The organism is Roseovarius sp. MBR-79, assembly GCF_053628555.1.
In genome coordinates this window covers 1-23,676 of sequence record NZ_JBRJGP010000029.1, presented here as the reverse complement: position 1 = coordinate 23,676, position 23,676 = coordinate 1, and the positions used below count along the sequence as shown (strand labels likewise).

Annotated in this window: 25 protein-coding genes and 3 pseudogenes; 16 read left to right on the top strand and 12 right to left on the bottom strand. The window is 59.4% G+C overall.

Going from position 1 to position 23,676, the window contains the following annotated elements; genetic code table 11:
• Positions 1 to 32: 32 nt before the first annotated feature.
• Together ACSSV8_RS18305 and ACSSV8_RS18300 are read right to left on the bottom strand one after the other, a co-directional pair.
• Complete coding sequence (locus ACSSV8_RS18305) at positions 33 to 206, bottom strand: hypothetical protein (protein ID WP_454283401.1); 174 nt, start codon at positions 204 to 206, stop codon at positions 33 to 35.
• 240 nt (positions 207 to 446) lie between these two features.
• Positions 447 to 1,100 carry a GNAT family N-acetyltransferase gene (locus tag ACSSV8_RS18300; RefSeq protein WP_454283400.1) on the bottom strand — a complete coding sequence of 218 codons (654 nt, stop codon included), beginning with the start codon at positions 1,098 to 1,100 and terminating at the stop codon, positions 447 to 449.
• Positions 1,101 to 1,175: 75 nt separating this feature from the next.
• On the opposite strand from ACSSV8_RS18300, the pseudogene ACSSV8_RS18295 reads away from it, so the two are divergent.
• The 5 genes and pseudogenes from ACSSV8_RS18295 to ACSSV8_RS18275 form a co-directional block, all read left to right on the top strand.
• A pseudogene (locus tag ACSSV8_RS18295) lies at positions 1,176 to 1,418 on the top strand (Tn3 family transposase); the annotation flags it as partial.
• Positions 1,419 to 1,665: 247 nt separating this feature from the next.
• Positions 1,666 to 1,917: a type II toxin-antitoxin system Phd/YefM family antitoxin gene (locus tag ACSSV8_RS18290; RefSeq protein ID WP_036743750.1), complete on the top strand. Its 252-nt coding sequence runs from the start codon at positions 1,666 to 1,668 to the stop codon at positions 1,915 to 1,917.
• Positions 1,914 to 2,180, top strand: a complete 267-nt coding sequence (locus tag ACSSV8_RS18285) for a Txe/YoeB family addiction module toxin (RefSeq protein ID WP_127657607.1) — start codon at positions 1,914 to 1,916, stop codon at positions 2,178 to 2,180. Before ACSSV8_RS18290 ends, ACSSV8_RS18285 begins: the two co-directional genes overlap by 4 nt.
• A 151-nt stretch (positions 2,181 to 2,331) precedes the next feature.
• A complete protein-coding gene (locus ACSSV8_RS18280) occupies positions 2,332 to 3,060 on the top strand; it encodes an AAA family ATPase (RefSeq protein ID WP_454283399.1) in 729 nt (242 codons plus the stop codon).
• On the top strand, positions 3,057 to 3,371 hold the full coding sequence (locus ACSSV8_RS18275; RefSeq protein WP_127657609.1) for a hypothetical protein: 315 nt from the start codon (positions 3,057 to 3,059) through the stop codon (positions 3,369 to 3,371). The genes ACSSV8_RS18280 and ACSSV8_RS18275 overlap by 4 nt, the downstream gene beginning before the upstream one ends.
• Here ACSSV8_RS18275 and ACSSV8_RS18270 read toward each other — a convergent pair.
• The 3 genes from ACSSV8_RS18270 to ACSSV8_RS18260 all read right to left on the bottom strand — a co-directional run bounded on the left by ACSSV8_RS18270 (position 3,368) and on the right by ACSSV8_RS18260 (position 6,888).
• Positions 3,368 to 4,432 carry a replication initiator protein A gene (locus tag ACSSV8_RS18270; protein WP_454283398.1) on the bottom strand — a complete coding sequence of 355 codons (1,065 nt, stop codon included), beginning with the start codon at positions 4,430 to 4,432 and terminating at the stop codon, positions 3,368 to 3,370. The two genes, ACSSV8_RS18275 and ACSSV8_RS18270, sit on opposite strands and share 4 nt — an antisense overlap.
• 312 nt (positions 4,433 to 4,744) lie before the next feature.
• Positions 4,745 to 6,589 carry a type IV secretory system conjugative DNA transfer family protein gene (locus tag ACSSV8_RS18265; protein WP_454283397.1) on the bottom strand — a complete coding sequence of 615 codons (1,845 nt, stop codon included), beginning with the start codon at positions 6,587 to 6,589 and terminating at the stop codon, positions 4,745 to 4,747.
• Positions 6,586 to 6,888, bottom strand: a complete 303-nt coding sequence (locus ACSSV8_RS18260; RefSeq protein WP_454283396.1) for a hypothetical protein — start codon at positions 6,886 to 6,888, stop codon at positions 6,586 to 6,588. The genes ACSSV8_RS18265 and ACSSV8_RS18260 overlap by 4 nt, the downstream gene beginning before the upstream one ends.
• A 235-nt stretch (positions 6,889 to 7,123) precedes the next feature.
• Here ACSSV8_RS18260 and mobQ point away from each other — a divergent pair, with 235 nt between their 5' ends.
• The 11 genes and pseudogenes from mobQ to ACSSV8_RS18205 form a co-directional block, all read left to right on the top strand.
• A complete protein-coding gene (mobQ, locus tag ACSSV8_RS18255) occupies positions 7,124 to 8,407 on the top strand; it encodes a MobQ family relaxase (protein WP_454283395.1) in 1,284 nt (427 codons plus the stop codon).
• A gap of 20 nt (positions 8,408 to 8,427) precedes the next feature.
• Positions 8,428 to 8,691, top strand: a complete 264-nt coding sequence (locus ACSSV8_RS18250; protein ID WP_340252083.1) for a hypothetical protein — start codon at positions 8,428 to 8,430, stop codon at positions 8,689 to 8,691.
• Entirely contained in the window at positions 8,691 to 9,158 is a 468-nt protein-coding gene (locus ACSSV8_RS18245) for a hypothetical protein (protein WP_340252080.1), read from the top strand. The genes ACSSV8_RS18250 and ACSSV8_RS18245 overlap by 1 nt, the downstream gene beginning before the upstream one ends.
• Positions 9,159 to 9,185: 27 nt before the next feature.
• Positions 9,186 to 10,328 (top strand): DUF262 domain-containing protein, encoded by a 1,143-nt coding sequence (locus ACSSV8_RS18240; protein ID WP_454283394.1) that lies wholly within the window; start codon positions 9,186 to 9,188, stop codon positions 10,326 to 10,328.
• 38 nt (positions 10,329 to 10,366) lie between these two features.
• Positions 10,367 to 10,561: a hypothetical protein gene (locus tag ACSSV8_RS18235; protein WP_454283393.1), complete on the top strand. Its 195-nt coding sequence runs from the start codon at positions 10,367 to 10,369 to the stop codon at positions 10,559 to 10,561.
• A gap of 176 nt (positions 10,562 to 10,737) precedes the next feature.
• Positions 10,738 to 12,534 carry a sigma-54-dependent Fis family transcriptional regulator gene (locus ACSSV8_RS18230; RefSeq protein WP_454283392.1) on the top strand — a complete coding sequence of 599 codons (1,797 nt, stop codon included), beginning with the start codon at positions 10,738 to 10,740 and terminating at the stop codon, positions 12,532 to 12,534.
• A 127-nt stretch (positions 12,535 to 12,661) separates the two neighbouring features.
• Complete coding sequence (locus ACSSV8_RS18225; protein ID WP_454283391.1) at positions 12,662 to 14,815, top strand: hydantoinase/oxoprolinase family protein; 2,154 nt, start codon at positions 12,662 to 12,664, stop codon at positions 14,813 to 14,815.
• 22 nt (positions 14,816 to 14,837) lie between these two features.
• Complete coding sequence (locus ACSSV8_RS18220; RefSeq protein WP_454283390.1) at positions 14,838 to 17,147, top strand: hydantoinase B/oxoprolinase family protein; 2,310 nt, start codon at positions 14,838 to 14,840, stop codon at positions 17,145 to 17,147.
• 67 nt (positions 17,148 to 17,214) lie between these two features.
• Positions 17,215 to 17,718, top strand: coding sequence for an acetone carboxylase subunit gamma (locus tag ACSSV8_RS18215; RefSeq protein ID WP_454283389.1), 504 nt, complete (start codon positions 17,215 to 17,217; stop codon positions 17,716 to 17,718).
• A 172-nt stretch (positions 17,719 to 17,890) separates the two neighbouring features.
• Entirely contained in the window at positions 17,891 to 18,928 is a 1,038-nt protein-coding gene (locus ACSSV8_RS18210; protein ID WP_454283388.1) for a zinc-dependent alcohol dehydrogenase family protein, read from the top strand.
• Positions 18,928 to 19,120 (top strand): annotated as a pseudogene (locus ACSSV8_RS18205) (transposase); the annotation flags it as partial. The gene ACSSV8_RS18210 and the pseudogene ACSSV8_RS18205, both read left to right, overlap by 1 nt.
• 251 nt (positions 19,121 to 19,371) lie before the next feature.
• On the opposite strand, the pseudogene ACSSV8_RS18200 reads toward ACSSV8_RS18205, so the two are convergent.
• The 7 genes and pseudogenes from ACSSV8_RS18200 to ACSSV8_RS18170 all read right to left on the bottom strand — a co-directional run.
• Positions 19,372 to 19,680: pseudogene (locus tag ACSSV8_RS18200) on the bottom strand (DDE-type integrase/transposase/recombinase); the annotation flags it as partial.
• Positions 19,681 to 19,853: 173 nt separating this feature from the next.
• Positions 19,854 to 20,618, bottom strand: a complete 765-nt coding sequence (istB, locus tag ACSSV8_RS18195; protein ID WP_454283387.1) for an IS21-like element helper ATPase IstB — start codon at positions 20,616 to 20,618, stop codon at positions 19,854 to 19,856.
• Positions 20,615 to 22,102, bottom strand: coding sequence for an IS21 family transposase (gene istA, locus ACSSV8_RS18190; protein WP_454283386.1), 1,488 nt, complete (start codon positions 22,100 to 22,102; stop codon positions 20,615 to 20,617). The genes istB and istA overlap by 4 nt, the downstream gene beginning before the upstream one ends.
• 145 nt (positions 22,103 to 22,247) lie before the next feature.
• A complete protein-coding gene (gene brnA, locus ACSSV8_RS18185; protein ID WP_037931637.1) occupies positions 22,248 to 22,463 on the bottom strand; it encodes a type II toxin-antitoxin system BrnA family antitoxin in 216 nt (71 codons plus the stop codon).
• Entirely contained in the window at positions 22,450 to 22,713 is a 264-nt protein-coding gene (locus ACSSV8_RS18180; protein WP_454283385.1) for a BrnT family toxin, read from the bottom strand. The genes brnA and ACSSV8_RS18180 overlap by 14 nt, the downstream gene beginning before the upstream one ends.
• Positions 22,714 to 22,793: 80 nt before the next feature.
• Positions 22,794 to 23,045, bottom strand: a complete 252-nt coding sequence (locus ACSSV8_RS18175) for a WGR domain-containing protein (protein ID WP_066009070.1) — start codon at positions 23,043 to 23,045, stop codon at positions 22,794 to 22,796.
• A gap of 5 nt (positions 23,046 to 23,050) precedes the next feature.
• Positions 23,051 to 23,676: tyrosine-type recombinase/integrase (locus ACSSV8_RS18170; RefSeq protein ID WP_454283384.1), on the bottom strand; the 626-nt coding region annotated here is incomplete at its 5' end.

Here is a 23,676-nt window from a genome sequence, read left to right as displayed (position 1 = left end):
ATCGGAGCATACATACGGATCATCCCGCTATGTCAACTCAAAACGCACAACCCGAAAATGTGGCCGCTTTTGACCCCCTTCGTGCGTACAGGGCCTTTCTCCTGGCGCAGGATCATCCGGATCAGGGAGACCTGGTCGGGCGTCAGCGGAGGTTTTTTGCCTACAACGCGACCCTTGTTCCAGGTGGTCTGGGCGGCAGCTTTCACGGGCATATCCTTGCGAGGTTATAGCGGTATAATACCTGTAAACCTTGCATGACGGAAGTGGGATGTTGTGAGACGCTGCACTTTCCACATGTTTTGTTGGGTTCTTAGCTTGGGTGCTCATGCGAGCTTTTAATAAAAAGCTTGCATGAAGATAAAAGACGACATTCGCTGCGTGGGGCATCAAAGCTCGATGTGCGAGACAAAGCGGACTTTGGCGCTGATCGAAAACGCACCCGCAAGTCAGACACGCAGGGGCTTGTGCTGCTGCCCGTGATCATCGAAATTTTCGGGCGCCAGCCAATCCTCATAGATAGGCTTCATGCGCTGCCAGTCCCCGTCCGTCATCGCGAACCAGGCCGTGTCGCGATTGGCGTTCTTCACGACCATGTGCTGCCGGAACACGCCTTCCGGGCGGAAGCCAAACCGCTTGGCCGCGCGTTTTGATGGATCATTCAAATCATTGCATTTCCATTCGAACCGGCGATATCCGAGGCCGAATACGTGATCTGCAAAAAGGTAGTGGGCCTCGGTCGCCATTCGGGTCCGCTGCAATGCTGCACCCCACATGATGTTGCCAATCTCCACGACGCCATTGGTCGTGTCTATGCGCATCAAGGCCTGACGCCCCTCGGCGCGGCCACTGGCCTTGTCAATCACGGCGAAAAACATGGGATCGATCGACGCGGATGCCTTTTCCAGCCATGCATCGAACTCTATGCGGCTCGGTGGCCCTTCGGAGAGCCAGCGAAATCGGTCGTCCATCCCCGGGGCGGATGCTGCCATGAACAGTGTGTCAGCGTGGGCGGACACAAGAGGTTCGAGCCGCACATATTGTCCTTCGAGCGTAACGCGCTTAGGTCGTGGTCGCGGAACCCAATCTGTCAAATCCGTCATCCGGTGTGCTCCCTACCTGCCTGTTACGGACGCTGTCACCATCTATAGGCAAATGGCAAGATGCCGTTCACTTTGGGCTCACTGCGTGTCAATCGCACCGCCGAGGGGCAGCACTACCGCATGGCCGGCCTCAACCTGCTCGCTGCCATCATCATCTACTGGAACACCAAGCATCTCGGTCAGGCCGTCGCCGCGCGTCAGCGGGCCGGGTTGAATTGTGCGCCCAATTTACTGGCGCATATCTCGCCGCTCGGCTGGGCACACATCCTGCTCACTGGCGAATACCGGTGGCGGCGGCAAACCGGGGCCAGCTTGTGAAGTAATCAGCCCTATTTCTTGCCACCGTCACGGCTCCCAAACGGACGCACCGCGATCATCGCCACCACCAAGGCGGCACAGAGTTCAAAATGGAGGAAAGAAGGGGGTGTCAGGGCCTTGTGATACGATCCTGCCCCCTACCGGAATCTACCCCGTAAATTCTCCATGAAATTGACTGCCGCCTTCGTACCATCCCTTTACTTGTACTTAATATTGTACATATAGAGGGAAGCAAAGGAGAGTCGACATGGATGTTATGACCTACTCAGACGCACGGGCTCAACTGAAGGGCGTCATGGATCGAGCGATCCACGACAAGCAGGAAGTTGTCGTGACGCGCAAGAAGGGCGAGTCCGTTGTGGTCGTGTCCTTGGACACTTGGAACGCCGTCAACGAGACGTTGCACCTCTTGTCCACACCGAAAAACGCATCCCGCTTGCGCGCGTCGATCGCGCAACTCGATGCTGGAACTGGCGAAGAGCGTGAGCTGACCGAGTGAAGCTGGTTTTTTCCGATCAGGCCTGGGAAGACTATCAGTACTGGGTCAACACCAACGACAAGGTACGCAACCGGATCAACGATCTGATCAAGCAGTGCAAGCGGACCCCCTTCAAGGGAACCGGCAAGCCGGAACCTTTGAAGGGCGATTTGACTGGCTGGTGGTCCCGGCGAATTTCTCAGGAAGATCGAATGGTCTACCGGGTCAGTGGAGCTGGCGATGGCCAAAGCCTAGAGATTGCGCAGCTGCGGTTCCATTACTGAAAACCCGTAGGGTTGAACGACCTAGATGTGACGAGGTCGAACGTCTCAAAGCACCCTCAAATTTAACTCTAACTATGTTATTAAAGTTAACTCTATAATTAACGTTAACGACATAGTTGACGTTAGAGTTAAATGCAGGCAATCTACCGCCATGTATGTAATCACCTTCGCAAACCCGAAAGGCGGCTCGGGGAAAACTACGTCCGCCATGCTCTTGGCTGAACAGATCGCTATTTCTGGCGGTCGCGTTGCGATTCTCGATCTGGACCCAAACGCCAACATCCTTGCATGGGCCCAGACGCGCGAAGCCGAAGGTAGAGACGTTCCTTTTACAGTTCATGCGCGACCGCAGGCCGAAGAGACGGTCGAGCTCATCGACAGCCTATCCGATGAGGCTGACTATCTCATTATCGACCTTGAAGGGTCGAAGGATCAGATCGTCACTTTCGCGCTATCGCGGACAGATTTGTGCATCATCCCGCTCGATGGCTCGCCTATGGAAGCCCGGCAAGCCGCGCAAGCGGTTCGCTTGGTACAAACCACAGCAAACATGATCCGCGCGCAAATCAACTACGCCCTCTTGTTCACTCGCACCAACGCCGCGTTCCAGACCACGGATGAGCGCGACGTGCGGCAAGAAATGGAGCTCAACAACATCCCGACGCTACCCGTTCGGATCGCCAAGCGCGCGCCTTACACCCGCATCTTCCGGGACGGTGTGCTCTTGTCAGAGCTGCCTGACATCGTGACGCAAGAAATGCAGGGCAAAACCGCGTCTGTATCCGACAAGGCCATGAAGCAGGTGACCGGAGCCATCGAGAATGCCCGCAACTACGCACAAACCGTCATTGCAACCCTTACCAAGGAGCAAGTGACATGAGCGGGAAATACGGCTTCTCAGGTGGGATCGACCTGCCCAAGACAACACCAGCACCCAAGCCTCGGCCAAAGGTCGATGGCAGCTCATTAAGCGAGGCCGTCAGGGCCGGTGCCGATCTTGGCTTCGTCAACAGGGAGCCAACGACGCGCCTTAAACCTGGCCCCAAACGCAAAGAGCCGCAGGACAAAGTTTCGATACCAGGCCCGAAGCGCGTGGTGGATGATTTCCGGGCTTTTTGTTCAACGCGCGATCTTACCCTTTGGCAGGGCTTGGAGTTGTTGCTTGAAGAACAGAAGGGTAGAAGCGGCTAAGGGTTGCCGCGTTTCTCAAAGATTTTCCGGCAGAACCCTAAGAATGCCCTGTCCGGGTTGGCCGGTGCATCGAGACCACCGTCGGCCATCCATTCGCGCCATTCTTGCTCTAGCGTATAGATATCCCATCCCGGCGCAACCTTACGGGCTTCCTGATAAACGTCGGGGCTCAAACGGATCGCCCCGGATGGAGCCGCCAGAGCTTGCGGCTTTTCCGCGTGACGGTTTAGAAATACGACCATGTTTTCGTCTAACCGGACTGAATAATCCGGCATGTGATTGTACGCCTCATCTTGAGCGACAATGTTGCCAACCAGCCGCTTAAACTCGCGAGAGGTCGAAGCCGATCCGCACTTGTCTTGCAAAGCAGAAAGACTGATTTTCCACTCTTTCTTCGAGCCACAGTGCTTGCGGGCGATCTCATAGATGCGCCGCTCTAATGGCTTACGCAGCCGGAAATAGTTCCGGTGGAGGGTCAAAACTTCATGCGCTTGGATCGCGTTGAACACCCAATCTGAGAGCTGCACTTCGATCTCCTGCATTCGACCATCGCGGGTTTCACGTACGATACGAGCGCGGTCGATGATGCTGAAAATATCCAATTGCTCGACATCGCCGGTCACGATGTTCGTCTCAATCTGTGTCCCTTGCAGCCGGGCGAGAGCGCTTCGAAGGCCGCTATATCCACGCCCATCTGATGGCCGGTTCGTTGCTTTCAGGAGGTCGAACGCCTTCAGGCGAACGATTTTTGAAACCTTCTGACCTTTGTTGATAGCTGCCATAATTTGACTGATGCAGTAGATCAGCACATCGCGATCGTGGATCGTTGCCAGACCATCGGAAGAAGGTTTCACTTCGAGATAGTTTCGCCCCGTCCCATCTGCGTATCGCCGCACTCGGTGATCTGGTTTTGTAGAAAGCGAGAAAATCGGATGCGCCATCGAAGCCATGTCACCCTTGGGTGCGGCATCAAAGATATCGCATACAAAAAAGTCGCCTTGTTCCTGCCGATCTGGCAGCAAGGGAGAGCGGTCGCCGTCTTTCGTGATTTCACACACCATGACCTATGTTTCGTGATTTCACACACACGGTCAAGCCCTTTCGTGATTTCACACACAGGCGTAGAGCTTTCGTGTCTTTACACACATTCTTTCGTGTCTTTACACACGCTTTATCGTGACTCTACACACAGACCACTTCTAAAAGCCTAATGAATTCATAGGACTATGAACACTTATCCACAGCGTAACACATTATATAACACATATTTAACACTACAAAATTCCCCATCATTTCAGCAGCGGTTTCCAAACCCGAACGCATGGAAAAGTGCTCGCAGCTAAGAATGCGCGCGAAAGGCAGCAAAACGTACCTCAGTTCAAAGGGTTCTGATCGAACCTTCCACGGTAGGTCTTGTTCTTGAAATAGACATTCTGCTTTGCCTTGAGCGGGTTGCGGTTGCCTACCAGCAGCAGCAGATCGTCTGCCTTCATCCCAGTGATCTGTTCAGCCGTCATGAGCTTCTGACGCTGTTCCGAGTAGGAAAAATCCCGACCCTCGTTCGGAGCTTTGCCCTCTCGAATTTGCTGAGAATAGACAGTGCTTTCCCCGAGGTGGCGCGCTGCCCATTCGGCGGTTTCGATATCGTTGAGGTTGAAGACGCGTTTGGTGATGCAGGAACCGAAGATCGAACGGGCATCGTTTGGCCCATAGGCCTTTTCTACCTGACCAGTATCTTGGGTAACGAACAGCGCTTCAACACCCGCACCTGCGGCGACGTTGGCGATGTTCATGATCTGCTCCATGCGGCCCATCCGCACAAATTCATCAAGAACCAGCAGGATCGGAGCCTTGACCTTGCGCCGCCCGTCCTGACGTACGACCGTGCCCAGAACAAGGTTAATAAACAGGCGCATGAAGATCGCTTGCTTGTCCACCTGGTCGAGCGGCACCGCGATGAAGAGATCAACTTGATCGTCGAGAAGATCATCCATGCGGAAGCTGGACCCGGCCAGAAAGTGCCGCATGTTGTCGGATTGCATCCATTCGAAAGCCTTTGAGACTGCCGTCTGGATCGACCCACGTTCACGGTCACCCGCGCGCAGAATCGTGGCGGCGGTTTGGGCAGGGCGGTGGCCAACGAGGTCCTTGTTTTCTGACCAGGCTTCAAGCGTCCCGTCGAGGCTTGCGGACAGAAGCAGGTCGGCGACGGCGATCAGGTTGCGACGGTTTGGTTCTTCCTGCGTCACGACCACTTCGATCGCCGCCGCGACGAGCTGGCGGGCCATTTCCGAAAAATGCGCGCCGTCGCCTTGTTCCGGTTTGACCAGGCCGTCCGCAACCAGAGCCACGTCCCGCGCCAGCTCGTGGGGCCGGATGTAGTCAAGCGGGTTGAACTGATCCTTGCTGTCTTCGACGAGGCCGAAGGGGTTGAGGACGGCGACCTTGCGCCCGAGCTCTTCGCGGTGGCGGCGCGTAACGGCGAAATTCTCGCCCTTGATGTCGAGGACCACGACCGGTCCCTGGTGATCGAGGATTGCTGGGATCACAGCACTGACGCCCTTGCCGCCGCGTGTGCCGGAGACGACGAGGTGATGCCCGCCGCGCCATCCCTTCGCATCGTTCTTGACGTAGCGCAGGAGTTTGCCCTTGTGCAGGGCGAGGGGCAGGCCGGTCTTGTTGCGTACAAGCTGGGCAATGTCGCGCGGGTCCATCCATCCCGCCTGCCACGGGCCGGTGCGGGATTTGCGGTTGCGGCCAATGCGCGGATTGAAGATCGCCACCAGCGGTGTGCTGACAGCGACAGCCACGCCGAAGGCCCCGAGCGCGAAGGAGATCGCCATGGCCTGTTTCTGCGGATCAGAATACCGCGCCAGCCCCTTGAGTCCTTCCCAAATGGCACGGGGGAGGGGCCAGCCAGCGCCCGTCCATGCCTGGACAGTCGCCAGTATGTCGCTGAGCGGCGCTCTGAGGGGCGTCAGGGCTGTGAGGGCGGCAGCGCACAGGCAGACCCATGCGAGGAGCTTCAGGGGTGTCCTGTGGCGCTCAGCGGTGGTCCCGAGGGTATCGAGGATGGTGGCCACGGCGATGATTGGGAAGGCATAGGTGGTCACCGGGTAGATCGCGACCGCTTGCGGAGCGAGGATCAGGGCGACGGCGGCCAGGATCACAGCACCGATCATGATCACCCAGTGGCGGGCTTCCAGAACAAAACTCATGACCGGTCCTCTTGCGCGTCAGGAAACAGAATCTGCCAGAGCCCCCGGTCGCGATCCCGCTGGGTGAGGCGGTCTGGCAGGTCGCGCCGCACCAACTCTAAGAGCTCGGGGCTCTGAAGAGCAGGTTCGGCGCTCAAACGGTCGAAGACCAAAGTGCCCAGAAGCCATTTGATGCGGTCTTCGTCTTTCTTCTCTGAGAGACGCCGCCGGGCATCGAGCGCTGCGATCTGAGCGTCGAGCTGGGCTTTCTTCTCGGCCAGTTCTTTGATCCGGGCGTCGGGATGGCGGCTTTGGGACATGGGGCAACCTCGGGCATAATGGCGGCGAATGTAGTGGCAGATTGATAGCTTGAAAAGATTTAAATGCGCGCTTATACATTGTCTTCGACAACGTGCGCGTCCTCATGGGGGTAAACCCCCGCGCCGGACGGCTTCCCCCAAGGCGGCAATGCCGCCTAAACGAGGGTTTCACCCTCGCGCTCCCGACCAGCGCAACCAGGCGCTGGACCCTGTTTTGAAGAAAGGCCTCCCCGGCGTGGCGATCTATCATCTCAGTGCAAAAGTGATCAGCCGGGCAGGTGGCCGGTCATCGGTCGCAGCCGCCGCCTACCGGACGGCTGGGCGGCTGCGGGATGACCGGCAGGGGCTGGAGCACGACTATTCCCGCAAAGGCGGGGTCGTGCATTCTGAAATCATGGCCCCCGCCAATGCGCCCGACTGGATGCGTGATCGCGACCAGCTCTGGAACGCCGTTGAGGCGGTTGAGAAGCGGCGCGATGCGCAGCTTGCCCGAGAAATCGAAGTGGCCCTTCCCCGTGAGCTTGATCGCGGGGAGCGCCTGGACCTGTTGCGCGGCTTTGTTCAGCGAGAATTTGTCGATCGCGGCATGATCGCGGATGTGGCCATTCACGAAGGCAAGGCCCGTGATGGCCACGGTCAGCCCCATGCACATGTCATGCTGACCATGCGCGAGCTGACCGGCGAGGGGTTCGGGAAGAAGGATCGCAGCTGGAATGCGCCGGACCTGCTGATGGGCTGGCGCGAAGCCTGGGCGCGGGATGCGAACACCGCCCTTGAGCGGGCAGGGCGGTCGGAGCGGATTGACCACCGGTCCCTTGATGTACAGCGCGCCGAGGCCGAGCAACAGGTCGAGCGCGCGCGCGGGGGCGGGCAGGAAGAGATTGCGCTTGAGCACGAGAAGAAGGTGGTCGAGCTCAGCCGCGAGCCCGAGCCGAAAATCGGCCCATCGGCCAATGCCCAGGAGAAACGCGGGATCGTCACGGAGCGCGGTGAGGCTTTCCGCGCGGCTCAGGCGCGCAATGCACAGCGCCAAGAGTTGGGCTGGCGGCAGTTGGAATTGCGTCTTGAGCTGATGGAGCGCGGGCGCGCCTTCATTGTCACCGCGCGCGAGCGGCTGGATCAGCTATGGGGCCGCGCCGAGGCGGCGATGTCACGGATCAAGGAGAGGGTTATGGGCGAGGTTGAGAGGCCGCAGGCTGGGGCCGAGCGGGGCGATATGGACGCGCGCCGGGCGGCGGTGTTGGGGCGCGATGTTGATCGACCCGAGGTGCAAGCGCCGGATGTCGGGCGGGAGAGGGTTGCGCCTGACGATCCAGACCGAGATCGTCGGGACGCCATCCTTGGGCGTGTGCGCGATATCGGACAGGAGCGGGATGCAACGGCGGTAGAACGGGACATTGCCGCCCGTGACGGCGAGGGCCGTGACCAAGGGCGGCGGGATGACATTCTTGGGCGCGGGCGTGATACTGCGTCCGAGCGTGGACAGGGCCGCGATCGAGACAGAGACAGAGAACGTTAAAAACTGAAAGGAACCACACGATGTTTGAAGATCGCTACCACAAGGACCAGGCCGCTGTGAAATCAATGGCGCAGCGCATTGCGGACAATAGCCCACAAGTGTTCGCGACCACTGATGATTTCGTCGCTGCCTACGGCCAAGAGGCAGCCGACATGGTTGCCAAGGGGGGCCTGCTTGCGGCCCTTTGGGATATCGGGATTGATGCTGTTCCCGCATCGTTCGAAGGGGAAGGGCGCGACCAGCCAAAGGGCTTGAAGACTAGCCCGGTTGATACGGCTTCCTAATGTTTGGCCTCTTCAAAAAGCAAGAGAAGCAAACGCAGCCGCTTCCTACGTACACGGACGTATACGACACCATGCTGTATCAAGCGCCGGATGGGACCCCGAAAGGGGCGTTGCCGACGATCTATGCATTTCGGGTGAAAGACGCATCGCGGTCACTCGACCCAACGCCATCTTTCGCACTGCTTGAAGTGGAGGACGAGATCCAAGCATGGCAACAAATTCTGAACGCGCCTGTCAGCCTAAATGACGATGGGCATATCACGGACGCACCGCTTCTCCGATGGAACGATGTTCCAAGTCTATTGACCGCTGATGATGAGTTCGTCGTGACGTATTTCCCTGTGCGCGAGAACGAAGGTTGGCCACCTTTGGCCCTTCAGGCGCATCCGTTCGATACCGCGTTGTCGATCAAGCCCGCACGTGACCGGTACTATTTTGAACAAAACAAGTTTATCGGTTTATTTTGAGCAAAGCTCTTTAAGAAAGGCAATATTATGGATGCTGACGATCACCCCGTGGAAGTTGTACTCAAAGAGGCCCGTCGCTTCATGGTGCCGCTGTATCAACGCAAATATCAATGGGGTGACAAGCGTTTAGAGCCTTTTTGGGAAGATGTCACAGCTAAGGCCATTGAGGTTTTGGAAGGGGACGCAAAGTTCGAACATTATATGGGTGCGCTGATCCTGTCTCCGGTCGATCAGGGGTCGCAGATCGGCATCACGCCTGTCGTTCAGGTCGTGGATGGCCAGCAGCGCCTTACAACTTTTCAGATCATGCTAGCGGCGTTGCGCGAAGTCGCCCGGCACCATGAGTTGGCTGACTTGATCGAACACATTGACGGCTATCTTTTAAACGTTCCGAAGAGCAAAGACAGCGACCCGCTGACGAAGTTCAAGCTGAACCCTACGCCGTCAGATCGCGAGCTGTTTCACGACCTAATCGAGATGACTTATCCTGAGGTCTCAAAAAAGTACCGCCATCTCTATTGGGGACGAGGAGTGCCAAAGAATACGCCATTTCCGGCTTTCAGGGCGTATCACTTGTTCTACAGCTGGATTGACGATTTTTCGTTTTACGGACCGGACGAAGAAAGCGAGATCGACCTCGACGCAAATGCACCAGAGACGGTCGAAGATGCAGGCGTTGAACTTGATCTCGTGGCTGAACGACTTGAGGCTATATTGACGGCCATGCTGGATCGCCTGAAGCTGGTCGTAATTACCCTCGGTGAGAATGATGACGCTCAGGTTATTTTTGAGACGTTGAACTCACAGGGTGAACCGCTTTTGGCGATGGACCTTGTAAGAAATAACATCTTCCACCGGGCCGAAAAGCAAAGCGCATCGGTGGAGCAACTTTACACAAAACTTTGGACACCGTTCGACATGGGTTGGTGGAAAGAGGCTGCGCCGAATGCGCGTCCAACCCGTCCACGTATTGACCATTTTCTCGCGCATACTCTTGCCGCAGAAACTGGCGAGAAAATTTCTATGCGGGAACTTTACGCTGAGTATCGCGCGTTCGCTGTCCCGAAGAACAAGCCGCGCTTTGAGGACGTCGAGGACGAGTTGCGCCTGATCGAGGCCTACGCGCCGCTCTACGAGCCTGCTTCTGAGGAAACTCTCAAAGGCACTTGATATCGCCGTGTGTGCGAACCCGGGAACCGCCGAAACCATTGCCTTCGACGAAGCATTCTTCAAACGCTTCGAGCGGGTCGCCATCGCCCGCCGACCCGATCAATGCGGCGATCGCCGCCGAGATCGGCCTGTCGCCGCGCACCGTCGAGGCCCACCGGCTGCGGCTCACCCGTACGCGCGGCCTCGCCAACAGCGCCGAGCTCCTCGCCTGGTTCCTGAACAGCGAGCAGTAGTTGCCGGAAGAAGGCTGAAAGGCCTCATCTTGGACTGTCCGAAATTCATACACTACAGAACGCGCTCAATTGATATTATCGATGCATTCGCTCTAATGGTTTCATGGAGGTCGCGATCAGAGTGTAAGCCTCAATGGTTACAGCTCTCTGGCGGGCTGTCTTTTCGGGAGGAGAAGATGGAGCGCATTGCACGGAAAAAGGAATGGGAAGACTTCATGTCCACGGGACAGGCGCCCGCGGCTATGCGTCATGACGTTCTGGAAAGCTGGAGGCGCTCTCTGCGCCACGCGGTGGGCGAGCGCACGCACGCGCCGGTGCTCGATGAGGAACGCCTTGAGGGTCGCCGCGCCCGAGCGCGCAGGCTTGAGCTTGCCTCGCAAAAAGCGATAAATCGAGCCGGGAGCCTACTGATCGGCACGCGCGACATTCTTCTGCTCAGCGATGATTCCGGTGTCGTTATCGAAGCGGCCGGCGACCCGCATACGCTTGCCGAGGCTCAGGAAAATCATCTCTATACGGGCGGCCAGTGGGTCGAGGAAGCGATCGGAACCAACGCGATCGGAACTGCGCTTTATCTCGGCGTGCCGACGCTCATTCGCGATGCCGAGCACTTCTGCGAGGCGATCCAGCGCTGGAACTGCGCGGCGACGCCGATCATCGAACCGGGAACCGGTCGGGTCATGGGCGTGCTCGACATTTCCTGGCCCGGTGGCATTATGCAGCCCAATGCCGTCGCCCTTTCATCCGCGATCGCCTTGCAGGTTGAAACCGAACTCACCCAGATGCTTGGACATGAACGCGAACGGCTGCTGGAATACTCTCATATTCGTCGTCTCAGGCGCGGCAATGATCAAACGCTTGTCATGGATCGCAATGGCTCGAGCGTTTTCTCCACCGAGGATTTCGCCCGGTTCTGCGAGGATGACGACTCCCTTCGACAATTGCCGAAGCTCCTGCCCGCGCTGATAGACCAACCTGCCAAGCAGATTGGCGAGGTTCTGAGCGAATGCCTGAACGGCGCTGATTTCGAGGTGATTGAAAATCAGGGCGAGGCGATCGGCGTCATGGTCTCTCTGCGCCGTTCGCGTCCGCAGGCCCGCAGTTGGACCGGAATGGAGTTACGGCAGATCGCGCGCGCTGGACAGGTCTCCGCCGAACTTTGCGCCCAGGCCGAGAGACTGGCAGAGACGCCGATCCCGATCCTGATCGAAGGCGAGACCGGAACGGGAAAGAGTTCTCTGGCCAAGGCGATCCATAATGCCAGCAGGCAATCGCAAGACCCCTTTGAGGTGATCGACTGCGCCCAGCTGACCGAAGAAAGCTTGCGCGCCTTGATCGCCGCCGCCCGCGACGCCGAGGGCGGCGGCATTCTGTGTTTTTCCAGTCCGGGCGCGGTTTCGCCATCGCTGCAAAAGCTGCTGTTCACGCTCGTGGAACTGGTGTCCGAACGCGGGAGCAGGATCATCGCCCTATCGGCCCGCTCGCTTTATGACGAGATGCGCGCCAACAATTTCCGCAGTGACCTCTACTATCGGATCGCCGGCGCGCGTCTCCACATCCCCCCGCTTCGCGAACGCCCGGAAGAAATCGGGCCGCTGCTACGATGGCTCATCGAGTGCCATGCGACAGAGACCGGCAGACGCGAACTGCGTTTTACATCCGGCGCCATGACCGCATTGCAGAACTATGCCTGGCCGGGTAACCTGATCGAAATGCGCAATCTGATCGCCGCACTCGATGCACTCTCGCCAAGCGGGCTGATCTCCGAGCGCACGCTCCCCCGCGAGTTTCATCAGCGCGCTCAGATCAATCGCACGGAAACGCTCCGCGATGTCGAGCGAGCCGAAATCCTCGGCGCGGTGAAGGCGGAAGACGGCAATCTCTCCCGCGCGGCAAAACGCCTCGGCATTGCCCGCTCGACGCTCTATCTCAAACTCGACAGTTACGGCATTTCGCGCGAGCGAAAGGATTGATTACGCGTCCGCAACATGTCCGTCCGGACGGATGAAAACCGGACACTTTCGGCATCCATAAAAGGTGCATCCTCTCCATCGCGGCCGTCCCCTCTAGGGATGGCCGGAACAATGGGAGGAGTTTTTCGTGACAATCATCGAGAAAAACAGCCGTTCCGTGCAGGTGCTTGGCATCGATGCGGGCGGAACGATGACCGATACGTTCTTCGTCGATTCCGACGGGGATTTTGTTGTCGGCAAGGCGCAGTCCACGCCGGACAACGAGGCGCGCGGCCTGCTCGAATCAAGCCGTGAGGGGCTGGAGCACTGGGGCCTGTCGCTTGAAGAGGCGCTGGGCTCGATCCAGACCGGGGTTTATTCCGGCACGGCAATGCTCAACCGCGTGGTCCAGCGCAAGGGTCTGCGGACGGGACTGATCGTCAATGCGGGGATGGAGGACTTCCACCGCATGGGTCGCGCCTGCCAGGCCTATCTGGGCATGGCCTATGAAGACCGCATCCATCTCAACACCCACTATTATGACGAGCCGCTGGTGCCGCGCCACCTGACGCGCGGCGTGATGGAGCGGGTCGACATGTTCGGCACGGTGGTCATTCCGCTGCGCGAGGAAACCGCGCGGCAGGCTGCGAAGGATCTTGTCGCGCAGAATGTCGAAGGCATCGTGATCTCGCTGCTGCACAGCTACAAGAACCCCGGGCATGAACGCCGGGTCCGCGACATCGTGGCCGAGGAGATCGAAAAGGCCGGCAAGACCATCCCGGTTTTCGCCTCAACCGATTATTACCCGGTGCGCAAGGAAACCCACCGCACCAATACCACCATCCTTGAAGCCTTCGCCGCCGAACCGTCGCGTCAGACGCTGAAGAAGATATCGACGGAGTTCAAGGAGAACGGTTCCAAGTTCGACTTCCGGGTGATGGCCACCCATGGCGGCACGATCTCCTGGAAGGCCAAGGAACTGGCGCGGACCATCGTCTCCGGCCCGATCGGCGGCGTGATCGGCGCCAAATATCTGGGTGAGGTTCTGGGCTACAAGAACATCGCCTGCTCGGATATCGGCGGCACGTCCTTCGATGTGGCCCTGATCACCCAGGGCGAACTGACGATCCAGAACGATCCGGACATGGCGCGTCTCGTGCTGTCGCTTCCGCTGGTCGGCCTCGATTCGGTCGGCGCGGGGGCCGGCTCGTTCATCCGCCTCGACCCCTATACCAAGGCGATCAAGCTGGGGCCGGATTCGGCGGGCTATCGCGTCGGCGTCTGCTGGGCCGAGTCCGGCATCGAAACCGTGTCGATCTCCGACTGCCACGTCATTCTCGGCTATCTGAACCCCGACAACTTCCTCGGCGGTCAGGTCAAGCTTGACCGGCAGCGCGCTTATGACGCGATGAAGGAACAGATCGCCGATCCGCTGGGTCTGACGGTGGAAGAAGCGGCTGCGGGCGTCATCGAACTGCTGGACAGCGAGCTGCGCGACTATCTGCGCTCGATGATTTCCGGCAAGGGCTATTCGCCGTCCTCCTTCACCTGCTTCAGCTATGGCGGCGCGGGGCCGGTCCATACCTATGGCTATACCGAAGGGCTGGGCTTCGAGGATGTGATCGTGCCGGCCTGGGCCGCGGGCTTTTCCGCCTTCGGCTGCGCGGCGGCTGACTTCGAATATCGCTACGACAAGTCGCTCGACATCAATATCGAGGAGACGGCATCCGACGATGCCAAGGAGATCGAGGCGAAAACCCTCAACGACGCCTGGCAGGAACTGGCCGAGCGGGTGCTCGAGGAATTCGAACTGAACGGCTATTCGCGCGATCAGGTGCGCCTGCAGCCCGGCTATCGGATGCAGTATCGCGGCCAGCTCAACGATCTGGAGATCGACAGCCCGATCGAGACGGCGAAAACCGCCAGGGACTGGGACAAGCTCGTTGATACCTTCAACGACACCTACGGCCGGGTCTATGCCGCCTCGGCGCGCTCGCCTGAACTCGGCTTTTCCGTGACCGGCGCGATCATGCGCGGGACGGTGCCCATTCCGAAACCCCGCATCCCAAAAGAAGAAGAAGGCAGCCCGACGCCGTCCGAGGAAGCGAAGATCGGGACCCGCCAATTCTACCGCAAGGGAAAATGGGTCGATGCGCAGCTCTACCACATGGAAAGCCTGAAACCGGGAAACCGGGTCACCGGACCTGCGATCATCGAATCCGACGCCACCACCTTTGTCGTGCCGGGCGGATTTGAAACCTGGCTCGACGGTCACCGGCTGTTCCACCTGAAAGAAGTGTAACGGCCAAGGGAGGAGAAATACGATGAATATGCAAACCAAAGTCAAAGGGATCGTGCGTGGCGGCCAGACGCTCAAGCAGCACCGCGACGAGATCATGACCAGGACAAAACAGACGGGCCATTATGCCGGTCTGACGGAACGGACCCTGCACAAGGAAAGTCCGATCCTCTACAACAAGCTGTTCTCGCGTCTGCGAGCCGGCGTTGTGGATGCGCGCGAAACCGCAAAGAAGATCGCGGCGAGCCCGATCGTCGAGCAGGAGGGCGAGCTGTGCTTCACCCTCTACAATGCGGCGGGCGACGCCATCCTGACCTCGACGGGTATCATCATCCATGTCGGCACCATGGGCGCGGCGATCAAATACATGATCGAGAACGACTGGGAGGGTAACCCGGGGATCAATGACAAGGATATCTTCTGCAACAATGATTCCCTGATCGGGAATGTGCATCCCTGCGATATCCATACCATCGTCCCGATCTTCCATGAGGGCTCGCTGATCGGCTGGGTCGGCGGCGTCACCCACGTCATCGATACCGGCTCCGTGGGGCCGGGCTCGATGTCCACGGGACAGATCCAGCGCTTCGGTGACGGCTACTCCATCACCTGCCGCAAGATCGGTGAGAACGACGAACTTAAGCGTGACTGGCTGCATGAAAGCCAGCGCGCGGTGCGCACCACCCGCTACTGGATGCTGGACGAGCGCACCCGCGTCGCCGGCTGCCACATGATCCGCAAGCTGGTCGAGGAGGTGATTGCCGAAGAAGGCATCGATGCCTACTGGAAGTTTGCCTATGAATCGGTCGAGCATGGCCGGGTCGGGCTTCAGAACCGCATCAAGGCGATGACCATTCCGGGCGTTTACCGTCAGGTCGGTTTCGTCGACGTGCCCTACGACCACGAAGATGTGCGCGTGCCGTCGGACTTCGCCAAGGTCGACACCATCATGCACACGCCGTCGGAAATGACGATCCGGCCGGATGGCACATGGCGTCTCGACTTCGAGGGGTCGAGCCGCTGGGGCTGGCACACCTATAATGCGCATTCCGTCAGCTTCACCTCGGGTATCTGGGTGATGATGACCCAGACCCTGATCCCGACCGAGATGATCAATGACGGGGCCGCCTACGGCACGGAATTCCGCCTGCCAAAGGGCACCTGGATGAACCCGGACGATCGGCGCGTGGCATTCTCCTATAGCTGGCACTTCCTTGTCAGTTCATGGACGGCGCTGTGGCGCGGCCTGTCGCGATCCTATTTCGGACGCGGCTATCTGGAAGAGGTCAATGCCGGCAACGCCAACACCTCGAACTGGCTCCAGGGCGGCGGATTCAACCAGTATGACGAAATCCATGCGGTAAATTCGTTCGAATGCGCGGCCAACGGGGTGGGCGCCTCGGCCATCGCCGACGGGATCAGCCATGCCGCCGCCATCTGGAACCCGGAAGGCGACATGGGTGACATGGAGATCTGGGAACTGGCGGAGCCGCTGGTCTATCTCGGACGCCAGATCAAGGCGTCGTCGGGCGGCGCGGGCAAATATCGCGGCGGCTGCGGCTTTGAATCGCTGCGCATGGTCTGGAACGCCAAGGACTGGACGATGTTCTTCATGGGCAACGGCCATATCAGCTCCGACTGGGGCCTGATGGGCGGCTATCCGGCAGCGTCGGGCTATCGCTTCGCCGCCCATGATACCGGATTGAAGGAAAAGATCGCCAATGGCGAGCCGATCCCCTTCGGCGGCGATACCGACCCGGAACACCCGACCTATGACGCACTCGTCAATCCCGACGGCATCAAGCGCGACAAGCAGGCGATCACCACCGAGGAGATGTTCAAGGATTACGATCTCTACCTCAACTACATGCGCGGCGGGCCGGGCTTCGGCGATCCGCTGGATCGCGAGCCGCAATCCGTGGCCACCGATGTCAATGGCGGCTACCTGCTCGAGCGTTTCGCCGAAACGGTCTATGGCGTCGTCCTGAAGAAGGGGGATGACGGCCTGCTTACCGCCGATGAGGCAGGCTCCGAAGCCTTGCGCGCGAAGATCCGCAAGGATCGCCTCGCCAACGCCCAGCCAACCCGCGAATGGATGGCGAAGGAGCGCAAGCGCATTCTCGCCAAGGATGCCGGCACCCATGTGCAGCAGATGTTCGCGGCGAGCTTCAAGCTTGGCCCGACATGGGAGCAGGGCTTCCGCAAGTTTTGGGATCTTCCCGACGATTGGCAGCTGAAGGAGGCGGATCTCCCGATCCCGTCCTATGGCCGCGAATATTCGATGGATATTTCCGAACTGCCGGATGTGAAGACGGTCCAGTTCGTCGAGGAGTGATCCCGCAGGGCGCCGCGCAACACCCCGCCTTTATCCGCGGCGCCCCTTTTTATTCAGGAGAAAGACAATGGCTTACACCAAGGCAAAGATCAAAGACCTGGTCGATGGCAAGATCGATCGCGACACGCTCCAGACGATGCTATCGACGCCCAAGGACGCCGACCGCTTCGTCAAATATATCGAAATCCTGCAGGAGCAGGTGCCATGGGAGGACAGGATCATCCTGCCGCTGGGCCCGAAGCTCTATATCGTGCAACGTCCTTCGGACAAGAAATGGGTGGTCAAATCCCAGGCCGGTCACGAATTCTGCGACTGGCGCGAGAACTGGAAGCTCCACGCTGTCATGCGCGTGCGCGAAACGGCTGCCGAGATGGAGGAACTCTATCCGAAGCTGATGGCCCCCACATCCGACTGGCAGGTCATCCGGGAATATTACTGCCCGAAATCCGGCGACCTGCTGGATGTCGAGGCGCCGACGCCCTGGTATCCGGTGATCCATGACTTCGAACCGGATATCGATGCCTTCTACACCGAATGGCTGGGGCTCGAAGTGCCGGAGCGCGCGGCCTGATCGTAGAGCTTCGACCATAAGCAGAACGCCGCGCAGCAATGGCTGTGCGGCGTTCTGTCGCGTACATCTCCTGAAACTGTCCGATATTCGGACATACTCAATCGGTCTTCGGGGAGTACAATCCACCGGAATGTTGCTCTGCAACCGTTTGAGAAGAAAGGGAGGTGTTACAATGAAAGCGCTCGTTTATAAAGGTCCGGGCCAGAAAGACTGGGCCGAGAAGGAAAAACCGGGCATCCAGAAGCCTACGGACGTTATCGTCAAGGTCACCAAGACCACGATTTGCGGCACTGATTTGCACATCCTCAAGGGCGATGTGCCGGCTGTGACGCCGGGCCGCACGCTTGGACACGAGGGCGTCGGCGTGGTGGAAGAGGTCGGCAATGCCGTGGTCAACTTCAAGCCCGGTGACCGGGTACTGATTTCCTGTGTGACCTCCTGCGGCAAATGCCCCAACTGCAAGCGCCAGCTTTACGCCCATTGCTCCGACGGCGGCTGGATTCTGGGGCATCTGATCGATGGCACCCAGGCCGAATATGTGCGCATTCCCCATGGCGACAACTCGCTCTACCCGATCCCCGAAGGCGCTGACGAGGAAGCGCTTGTCATGCTCTCCGACATCATGCCCACCGGGCTTGAGATCGGCGTGCAATATGGCGGCGTGAAACCCGGCGACACGATCGCGATCATTGGCGCGGGGCCTGTGGGCATGTCGGTTCTGCTGACAGCGCAGTTTTATTCGCCGGGACGGATCATCATGATCGACATGGACCCGGCCCGTCTTGAACTTGCAAAGCAGTTTGGCGCGACCGATACCATTCAGGTCGGGGCCGAGGATGCGGTCGAGAAAGTCAAGGCGATGACCGACGGTCTCGGGGTCGATGTCGCGATCGAGGCAGTCGGCGTGCCGGCAACCTTCGATATCTGCCAGGAAATCGTTTCTGCGGGCGGCAATATCGCCAATGTCGGCGTCCACGGCAAACCGGTGGAGCTGCATATCGAGGAGTTGTGGATCAAGAATATCAACATCTCCATGGGTCTGGTAAGCACCAACACAACCCCGATGCTGCTCAAGACGCTGGGTTCGGGCAAAGTGAACCCGGGCAAGCTGGTGACCCACCGCTTCGACCTCGACAACATCATCGATGCCTATGAGGTGTTCGGCAATGCCGCGCGCGAAAAGGCGATGAAGGTCATCCTCAACGCGTGATCGGAACATCAGAAGCCGAGCCGATCTGGACGGAGTTTCTGCGCAAGCTGACAAGGCGGGGCTGCGCGGCGTCAAACTCGTTGTTTCCTTCGCCATGAGGGCATCAAGGCCGCCGTGTCGAAGGTGCTTTGCGCCGTCCGGCAGCGTTGCAGGGTTCATTTCATGCGCAATACGCTTGCCAATGCAGGAAGAGCGGACTGCGTGTCGTCTACGCTTCTTACTCCACTTCCCTCTTCCGTTCGCCCAGCTTTGGCGCGCAAGGCAGCCTTGAGCTTGGGAAACCTCTTCTACATAGGTTTGAAGTCGGCGCTTCCTTCGCTTTTCCGGCACGTGAAAGCCCCCCGTGCGGTGCGCGGGGGCTTTCACAAACATGGTGTGAGAAAAGAGGTTCCGTCGCATTTTTTTGAAATGATGGCAGATTTGGTTATCGCCGGACGCAGTTGTCCAGCGAGTGCAGCAAATTGCTGAAAAGCGGATGGGCCCATTGTTTGGAGTTGGTTCTTTCGGATCATATGAGCGACTTCGATACCATCCAATGTTGCTGAGGCCGATGAAAAGGACTTGAAGCCCTTCATAGGACGCGTCAGCTTATTGATGAAGCGGTGGTCCTGCTCGATGATATTGTTGAGATATTTGACCTGGAGAATATCGATCAGCCAAAACCAGCCCTGGAACAGCAGCAACCAGTTCATGTTTTGCAATCCGGCAAGATTGGCACCGCTCTTGTCGATGACCACCAGCATATCGAAGCCGCAATCCGCAACCGCGACGCCGACAGCTGTCAACGGCGGAGCAAAATCCGGCCACGTGGCGGCGCAAAACCCGGCCAGTGGCGTGGCGCCGAGCGCCATGGCGCGCGCGCTCCTCAGATAGCTGGCGCGTGCCATGGCGCATTGGCCCGCAGGGCCAATCCTGTGAAGGATGATCAGGTTGGGGCTTCGGCCTTTCGGGCGCGGCTCTGGGCAAGCCTGTAGCTCTCGCCGTTCATCTCGAGGATGTTGACGTGGTGGGTCAGCCGGTCGAGGAGAGCGCCGGTAAGGCGCTCAGTTCCGAAGGTTTCGGTCCATTCGTCGAATGGCAGGTTGCTGGTGATCATCGTGGCGCCGCGCTCGTAGCGCTGCGAGATCAGTTCGAACAGCAGTTCGGCGCCGGTCTTGGACAGCGGCACGAAGCCCAGCTCGTCGATGATGAGCAGCTTGACGCCGGCCATCTGTTTTTGGACGCGCAGCAAGCGGCGTTCGTCGCGCGCTTCCATCAGCTCGTTGACGAGTGCGGCAGCGGTGGTGAAGCCGACCGACATGCCCTTCTGGCAGGCGGCCAGCCCGAGCCCGAGGGCCACATGCGTCTTGCCCGTGCCGCTCGGGCCGAGGGCGATGACATTCTCGCGCCGGTCGATCCATTCGCAGCGGGCGAGTTCCAGCACCTGCATCTTGTTCAGCTTGGGGATCGCCTTGAAGTCGAAGCTGTCGAGGCTCTTGGTCGCCGGGAACTTCGCGGCCTTGATGCGGCGCTCGACCATCCGCCGCTCACGATCGATCAACTCCAGCTCGACCAGGCGGGCCAGGAACTGGACATGGTCCAGCCCCTCTGCGGCGCACTGGCGGCCCAGCTTCTCATATTCCCGCAGGAAGGTGGGTAACTTGAGCGTCTTCAGATGATCCGCGAGTAGGATCTTCGGGGTGTCGGTCATGCCGCATCCCCCGACAACAGGGACATGTAACTGGCCGCCGAGGTGGTCCCGACATTTGCGCGCGGCAGGTAGGGATAGACATCGAGATCCAGCTTCGGCGGCCGTTTCTCAACATGGCAGAGAGCGAGGTGCTTCACGGCATCGAAGCCGACCGCGCCCAATTGCAGGGCCTTCTTCACGGCCGCGTGGAGATCATCGATGTCGAAGGTTTCCAGCAGGCGCAAGACCTGCACATATTCCCGGCGTCCCGCCTTGATCATCCGCGCTTCCATCAGGCGGCGCAGGGTTGCAAACTCCGGCGGCAGGTCCCATTCGGCAAGAGGCGCCGCCTGATCCAAAGCATTGATCTTCCTCTCGATGAGCGGGAGGTAATGCACTGGATCGAAGATCATGTCCTCGCGGTCATAGCAGCGGGGATGGCGTGCGATGAGCTCGCCACCGCAGCCGATCACGACCTCGTCGACATAGCCCCTGATCCAGACGTCGCGGTGGCCGTAGGCGACCGGCACCGAGTAATCGTTGGTCTTGTAGCGCACCAGCGCCTGGGAGCTGACCCGCCCGGTGGCTTGGTCGCAGGCATCGAACGGCGCCACCGGAAGCTCGGACATCGCGGCAAGATCCCGCCCGAGGCGTTGACCGATCGTCTCGGGCTGGCCCCGCAGGACATCCGCCTGACGTTCAAGACACTGATCCTCAAGGTAACCGTTGAACGCGTCCCAGGTCGCAAATCGCGGGATCGGCACCATGAAGTTGCGGCGGGAATAGCCGACCAATCCCTCCGCGTTGCCCTTGTCGTTCCCCTTGCCGGGGCGGCCGTAGCGGTCACGGAAGAGGTAATGCGACAGGAACCCGCTGAAGAGCGTGGCCCGCTGACGCGTGCCGTCCGGCAGGATCTTCGCAACCAGGCAGCGGTCGTTGTCGTAGAGGACCGACGCGGGGACCTTGCCGAAGAATGCGAAGGCGTGGACGTGGCCGTCGACCCAGGCTTCCGCTGTCGCCGCGGGATAAGCACGCACGAAGCAGGCATCGCTGTGCGGCAGGTCCATCACGAAGAAATGCGCCTTCTGCTCGACGCCGCCGATGACAACCACCGCCTCGCCGAAGTCGGCCTGGGCATGTCCTGGCGGATGCGCCAGAGGCACGAACATCTCGCGGCCGCGCCGCTCGCGCTCCCGCATGTAGTCCTTGATGATCGTATAGCCGCCAGTGAACCCATGCTCATCGCGAAGCCGCTCGAACACCCGCTTCGCCGTGTGCCGTTGCTTTCGATGGACCTCGCGATCGCCTTCCAGCCAGCCATCGATGATCTCGGTGAACCCATCCAGCTTCGGCCGCTTCACCGGCGCCGTCCGCCGGTATCCGGGCGGAACCGAAAACTCCAACATCTTCTGAACGCTGTCGCGGGAAATCCCAAACTGCCGCGCGGCTTCGCGCTGGCTCATCCCCTCGGTACACGCCAGTCGCACCTTGCGATACAAATCCACGGTGAAAATCCTCCCGCCCTCCCCGTCGCCAGAAAGGGTAAAGGTGGACGACTTTTACGCCGCCCGCAGCGGGCTCATCCCGCCGCTACCGTGGCCGACTTTCTCACCGCCGTTCTCACCGCGCACCCCCGCGCCAGAATGCCCCTCATTCTAGACGCTCAGCGATCCACATCTTGATCAGTGCCTGACGGGTGATGCCGAGCTTCTGGGCCTGCCGGTCCAGGCCTGCGACGACCCAGGTCGGGAAATCCACGTTCACCCGCTTGGCCTCGACATTGAGGCGGCGCGCCTTTGTCCAATCGACATGGGCGGACATGTCTTCGCCCGCCTCAAACCGTTCGTCGAATTCAGTCGCTTTCATAGTGGTCAATCTCCTGCTTGCGAGCGCGGCGCACGGAGATGATCCGAACCCGGTCGCTCCGGTATGTGTACACAGCCGTCCAGTGTCTGGCCCCGATCATGCCAACCGCCAGAAAGCGTGGCTCATCCGTGACGTTGGCAGGGGCCTCGATCAGATAAGGATCATCCCAGAGAGCCTGGGCCTCATCAAAGTCGATCCCGTGCTTTTCACGGTTCGCGGCGCTTTTGTCGGGGTCATACTCGAACTTCATGAAGGGCAATATATGTTGAAAATGGTATAATTACTATACTTTTCAGCCGATCGAGAAGCTTGTGCGAGTCCGTCACGCTATCACCTGAACATCGCCAGTTGCTGGGGCTCCACCCAGTAGCCTCGCTGACGCTTGGAGGCTTCCAGTGTGACCAGAGCCGCAACGGCCTGGTTCTCGTCCTCGAACCAATCCATCCGAACCTGACCGCCCTGCCCTATGCGGCCCCATTCGCGGTACAGCGTCCATTCGCCGAACAGGTTCGGCATGACCGCCATCCGGTAGAACCGGGCCATTTTCTGCGCAGGCTGGCGTTTCTCAAGATAGGTCTGCATGGCTATCACAGGTGATACTTGCGCGCAATTTCGAGGGCTTCAGCCTGTTCGGTTCCGATGTATTCCTTGGTGCTTTCAATACTGGCATGGCCGAGCAGCAGCTGGGCCGCGCGCAGGTTGCCAGTCTGCTGGTAGATATGGGTCGGGAAGGTCCGGCGCAGCGAATGCAGGCCGTAGAGGCTGGGATCGAGGCGAGCCTTCTCCAGCCAGACCCGGAACAGACGCCAGAGCTGACTTTCACTGAGATGGGACTGGGACCACCGTGCCCCCTGCCCCGTGAAGAGCCAGCCGTGCAGAGGCTTTTCTGAAGCTGCGAGATAGGCGCGCAAGCTGTCACGCGTCCCGGAGGACAGGCGCGCTTGGACCGGACGCGCATTGCGCGTCTCGGTTTTCTTTTGTCGGATTTCGACGATTTCGCGCACCCCTGCCGGGGTGGCCACATCCGAGACCCGCAGGCGTACCAGGTCAGACCCCCGGAAACTGGTATCGAGGGCCACGTTGAACAGCGCCAGATCACGCAGGGCTTTCTGGCCCTGTAGGGGTCTGATGCCGGAGGGGGCAGAATAGTACGCTAAGGGCTGATTTTGGCTCCTGTGCGGTGCAAAGTTCTGTAGATCGTTGGCCTTGAGAC

What these genes read in the sequence shown, in the direction of transcription:
- ACSSV8_RS18300 (WP_454283400.1), bottom strand. Translation starts at nt 1,100, where the DNA reads ATGACGGATTTGACAGATTGGGTTCCGCGACCACGACCTAAGCGCGTT.
- ACSSV8_RS18290 (WP_036743750.1), top strand. Translation starts at nt 1,666, where the DNA reads ATGGATGTTATGACCTACTCAGACGCACGGGCTCAACTGAAGGGCGTC.
- ACSSV8_RS18280 (WP_454283399.1), top strand. Translation starts at nt 2,332, where the DNA reads ATGTATGTAATCACCTTCGCAAACCCGAAAGGCGGCTCGGGGAAAACT.
- ACSSV8_RS18275 (WP_127657609.1), top strand. Translation starts at nt 3,057, where the DNA reads ATGAGCGGGAAATACGGCTTCTCAGGTGGGATCGACCTGCCCAAGACA.
- ACSSV8_RS18270 (WP_454283398.1), bottom strand. Translation starts at nt 4,432, where the DNA reads ATGGTGTGTGAAATCACGAAAGACGGCGACCGCTCTCCCTTGCTGCCA.
- ACSSV8_RS18265 (WP_454283397.1), bottom strand. Translation starts at nt 6,589, where the DNA reads ATGAGTTTTGTTCTGGAAGCCCGCCACTGGGTGATCATGATCGGTGCT.
- ACSSV8_RS18260 (WP_454283396.1), bottom strand. Translation starts at nt 6,888, where the DNA reads ATGTCCCAAAGCCGCCATCCCGACGCCCGGATCAAAGAACTGGCCGAG.
- ACSSV8_RS18250 (WP_340252083.1), top strand. Translation starts at nt 8,428, where the DNA reads ATGTTTGAAGATCGCTACCACAAGGACCAGGCCGCTGTGAAATCAATG.
- ACSSV8_RS18245 (WP_340252080.1), top strand. Translation starts at nt 8,691, where the DNA reads ATGTTTGGCCTCTTCAAAAAGCAAGAGAAGCAAACGCAGCCGCTTCCT.
- ACSSV8_RS18240 (WP_454283394.1), top strand. Translation starts at nt 9,186, where the DNA reads ATGGATGCTGACGATCACCCCGTGGAAGTTGTACTCAAAGAGGCCCGT.
- ACSSV8_RS18230 (WP_454283392.1), top strand. Translation starts at nt 10,738, where the DNA reads ATGGAGCGCATTGCACGGAAAAAGGAATGGGAAGACTTCATGTCCACG.
- ACSSV8_RS18220 (WP_454283390.1), top strand. Translation starts at nt 14,838, where the DNA reads ATGAATATGCAAACCAAAGTCAAAGGGATCGTGCGTGGCGGCCAGACG.
- ACSSV8_RS18215 (WP_454283389.1), top strand. Translation starts at nt 17,215, where the DNA reads ATGGCTTACACCAAGGCAAAGATCAAAGACCTGGTCGATGGCAAGATC.
- ACSSV8_RS18210 (WP_454283388.1), top strand. Translation starts at nt 17,891, where the DNA reads ATGAAAGCGCTCGTTTATAAAGGTCCGGGCCAGAAAGACTGGGCCGAG.
- istB (WP_454283387.1), bottom strand. Translation starts at nt 20,618, where the DNA reads ATGACCGACACCCCGAAGATCCTACTCGCGGATCATCTGAAGACGCTC.
- brnA (WP_037931637.1), bottom strand. Translation starts at nt 22,463, where the DNA reads ATGAAAGCGACTGAATTCGACGAACGGTTTGAGGCGGGCGAAGACATG.
- ACSSV8_RS18180 (WP_454283385.1), bottom strand. Translation starts at nt 22,713, where the DNA reads ATGAAGTTCGAGTATGACCCCGACAAAAGCGCCGCGAACCGTGAAAAG.
- ACSSV8_RS18175 (WP_066009070.1), bottom strand. Translation starts at nt 23,045, where the DNA reads ATGCAGACCTATCTTGAGAAACGCCAGCCTGCGCAGAAAATGGCCCGG.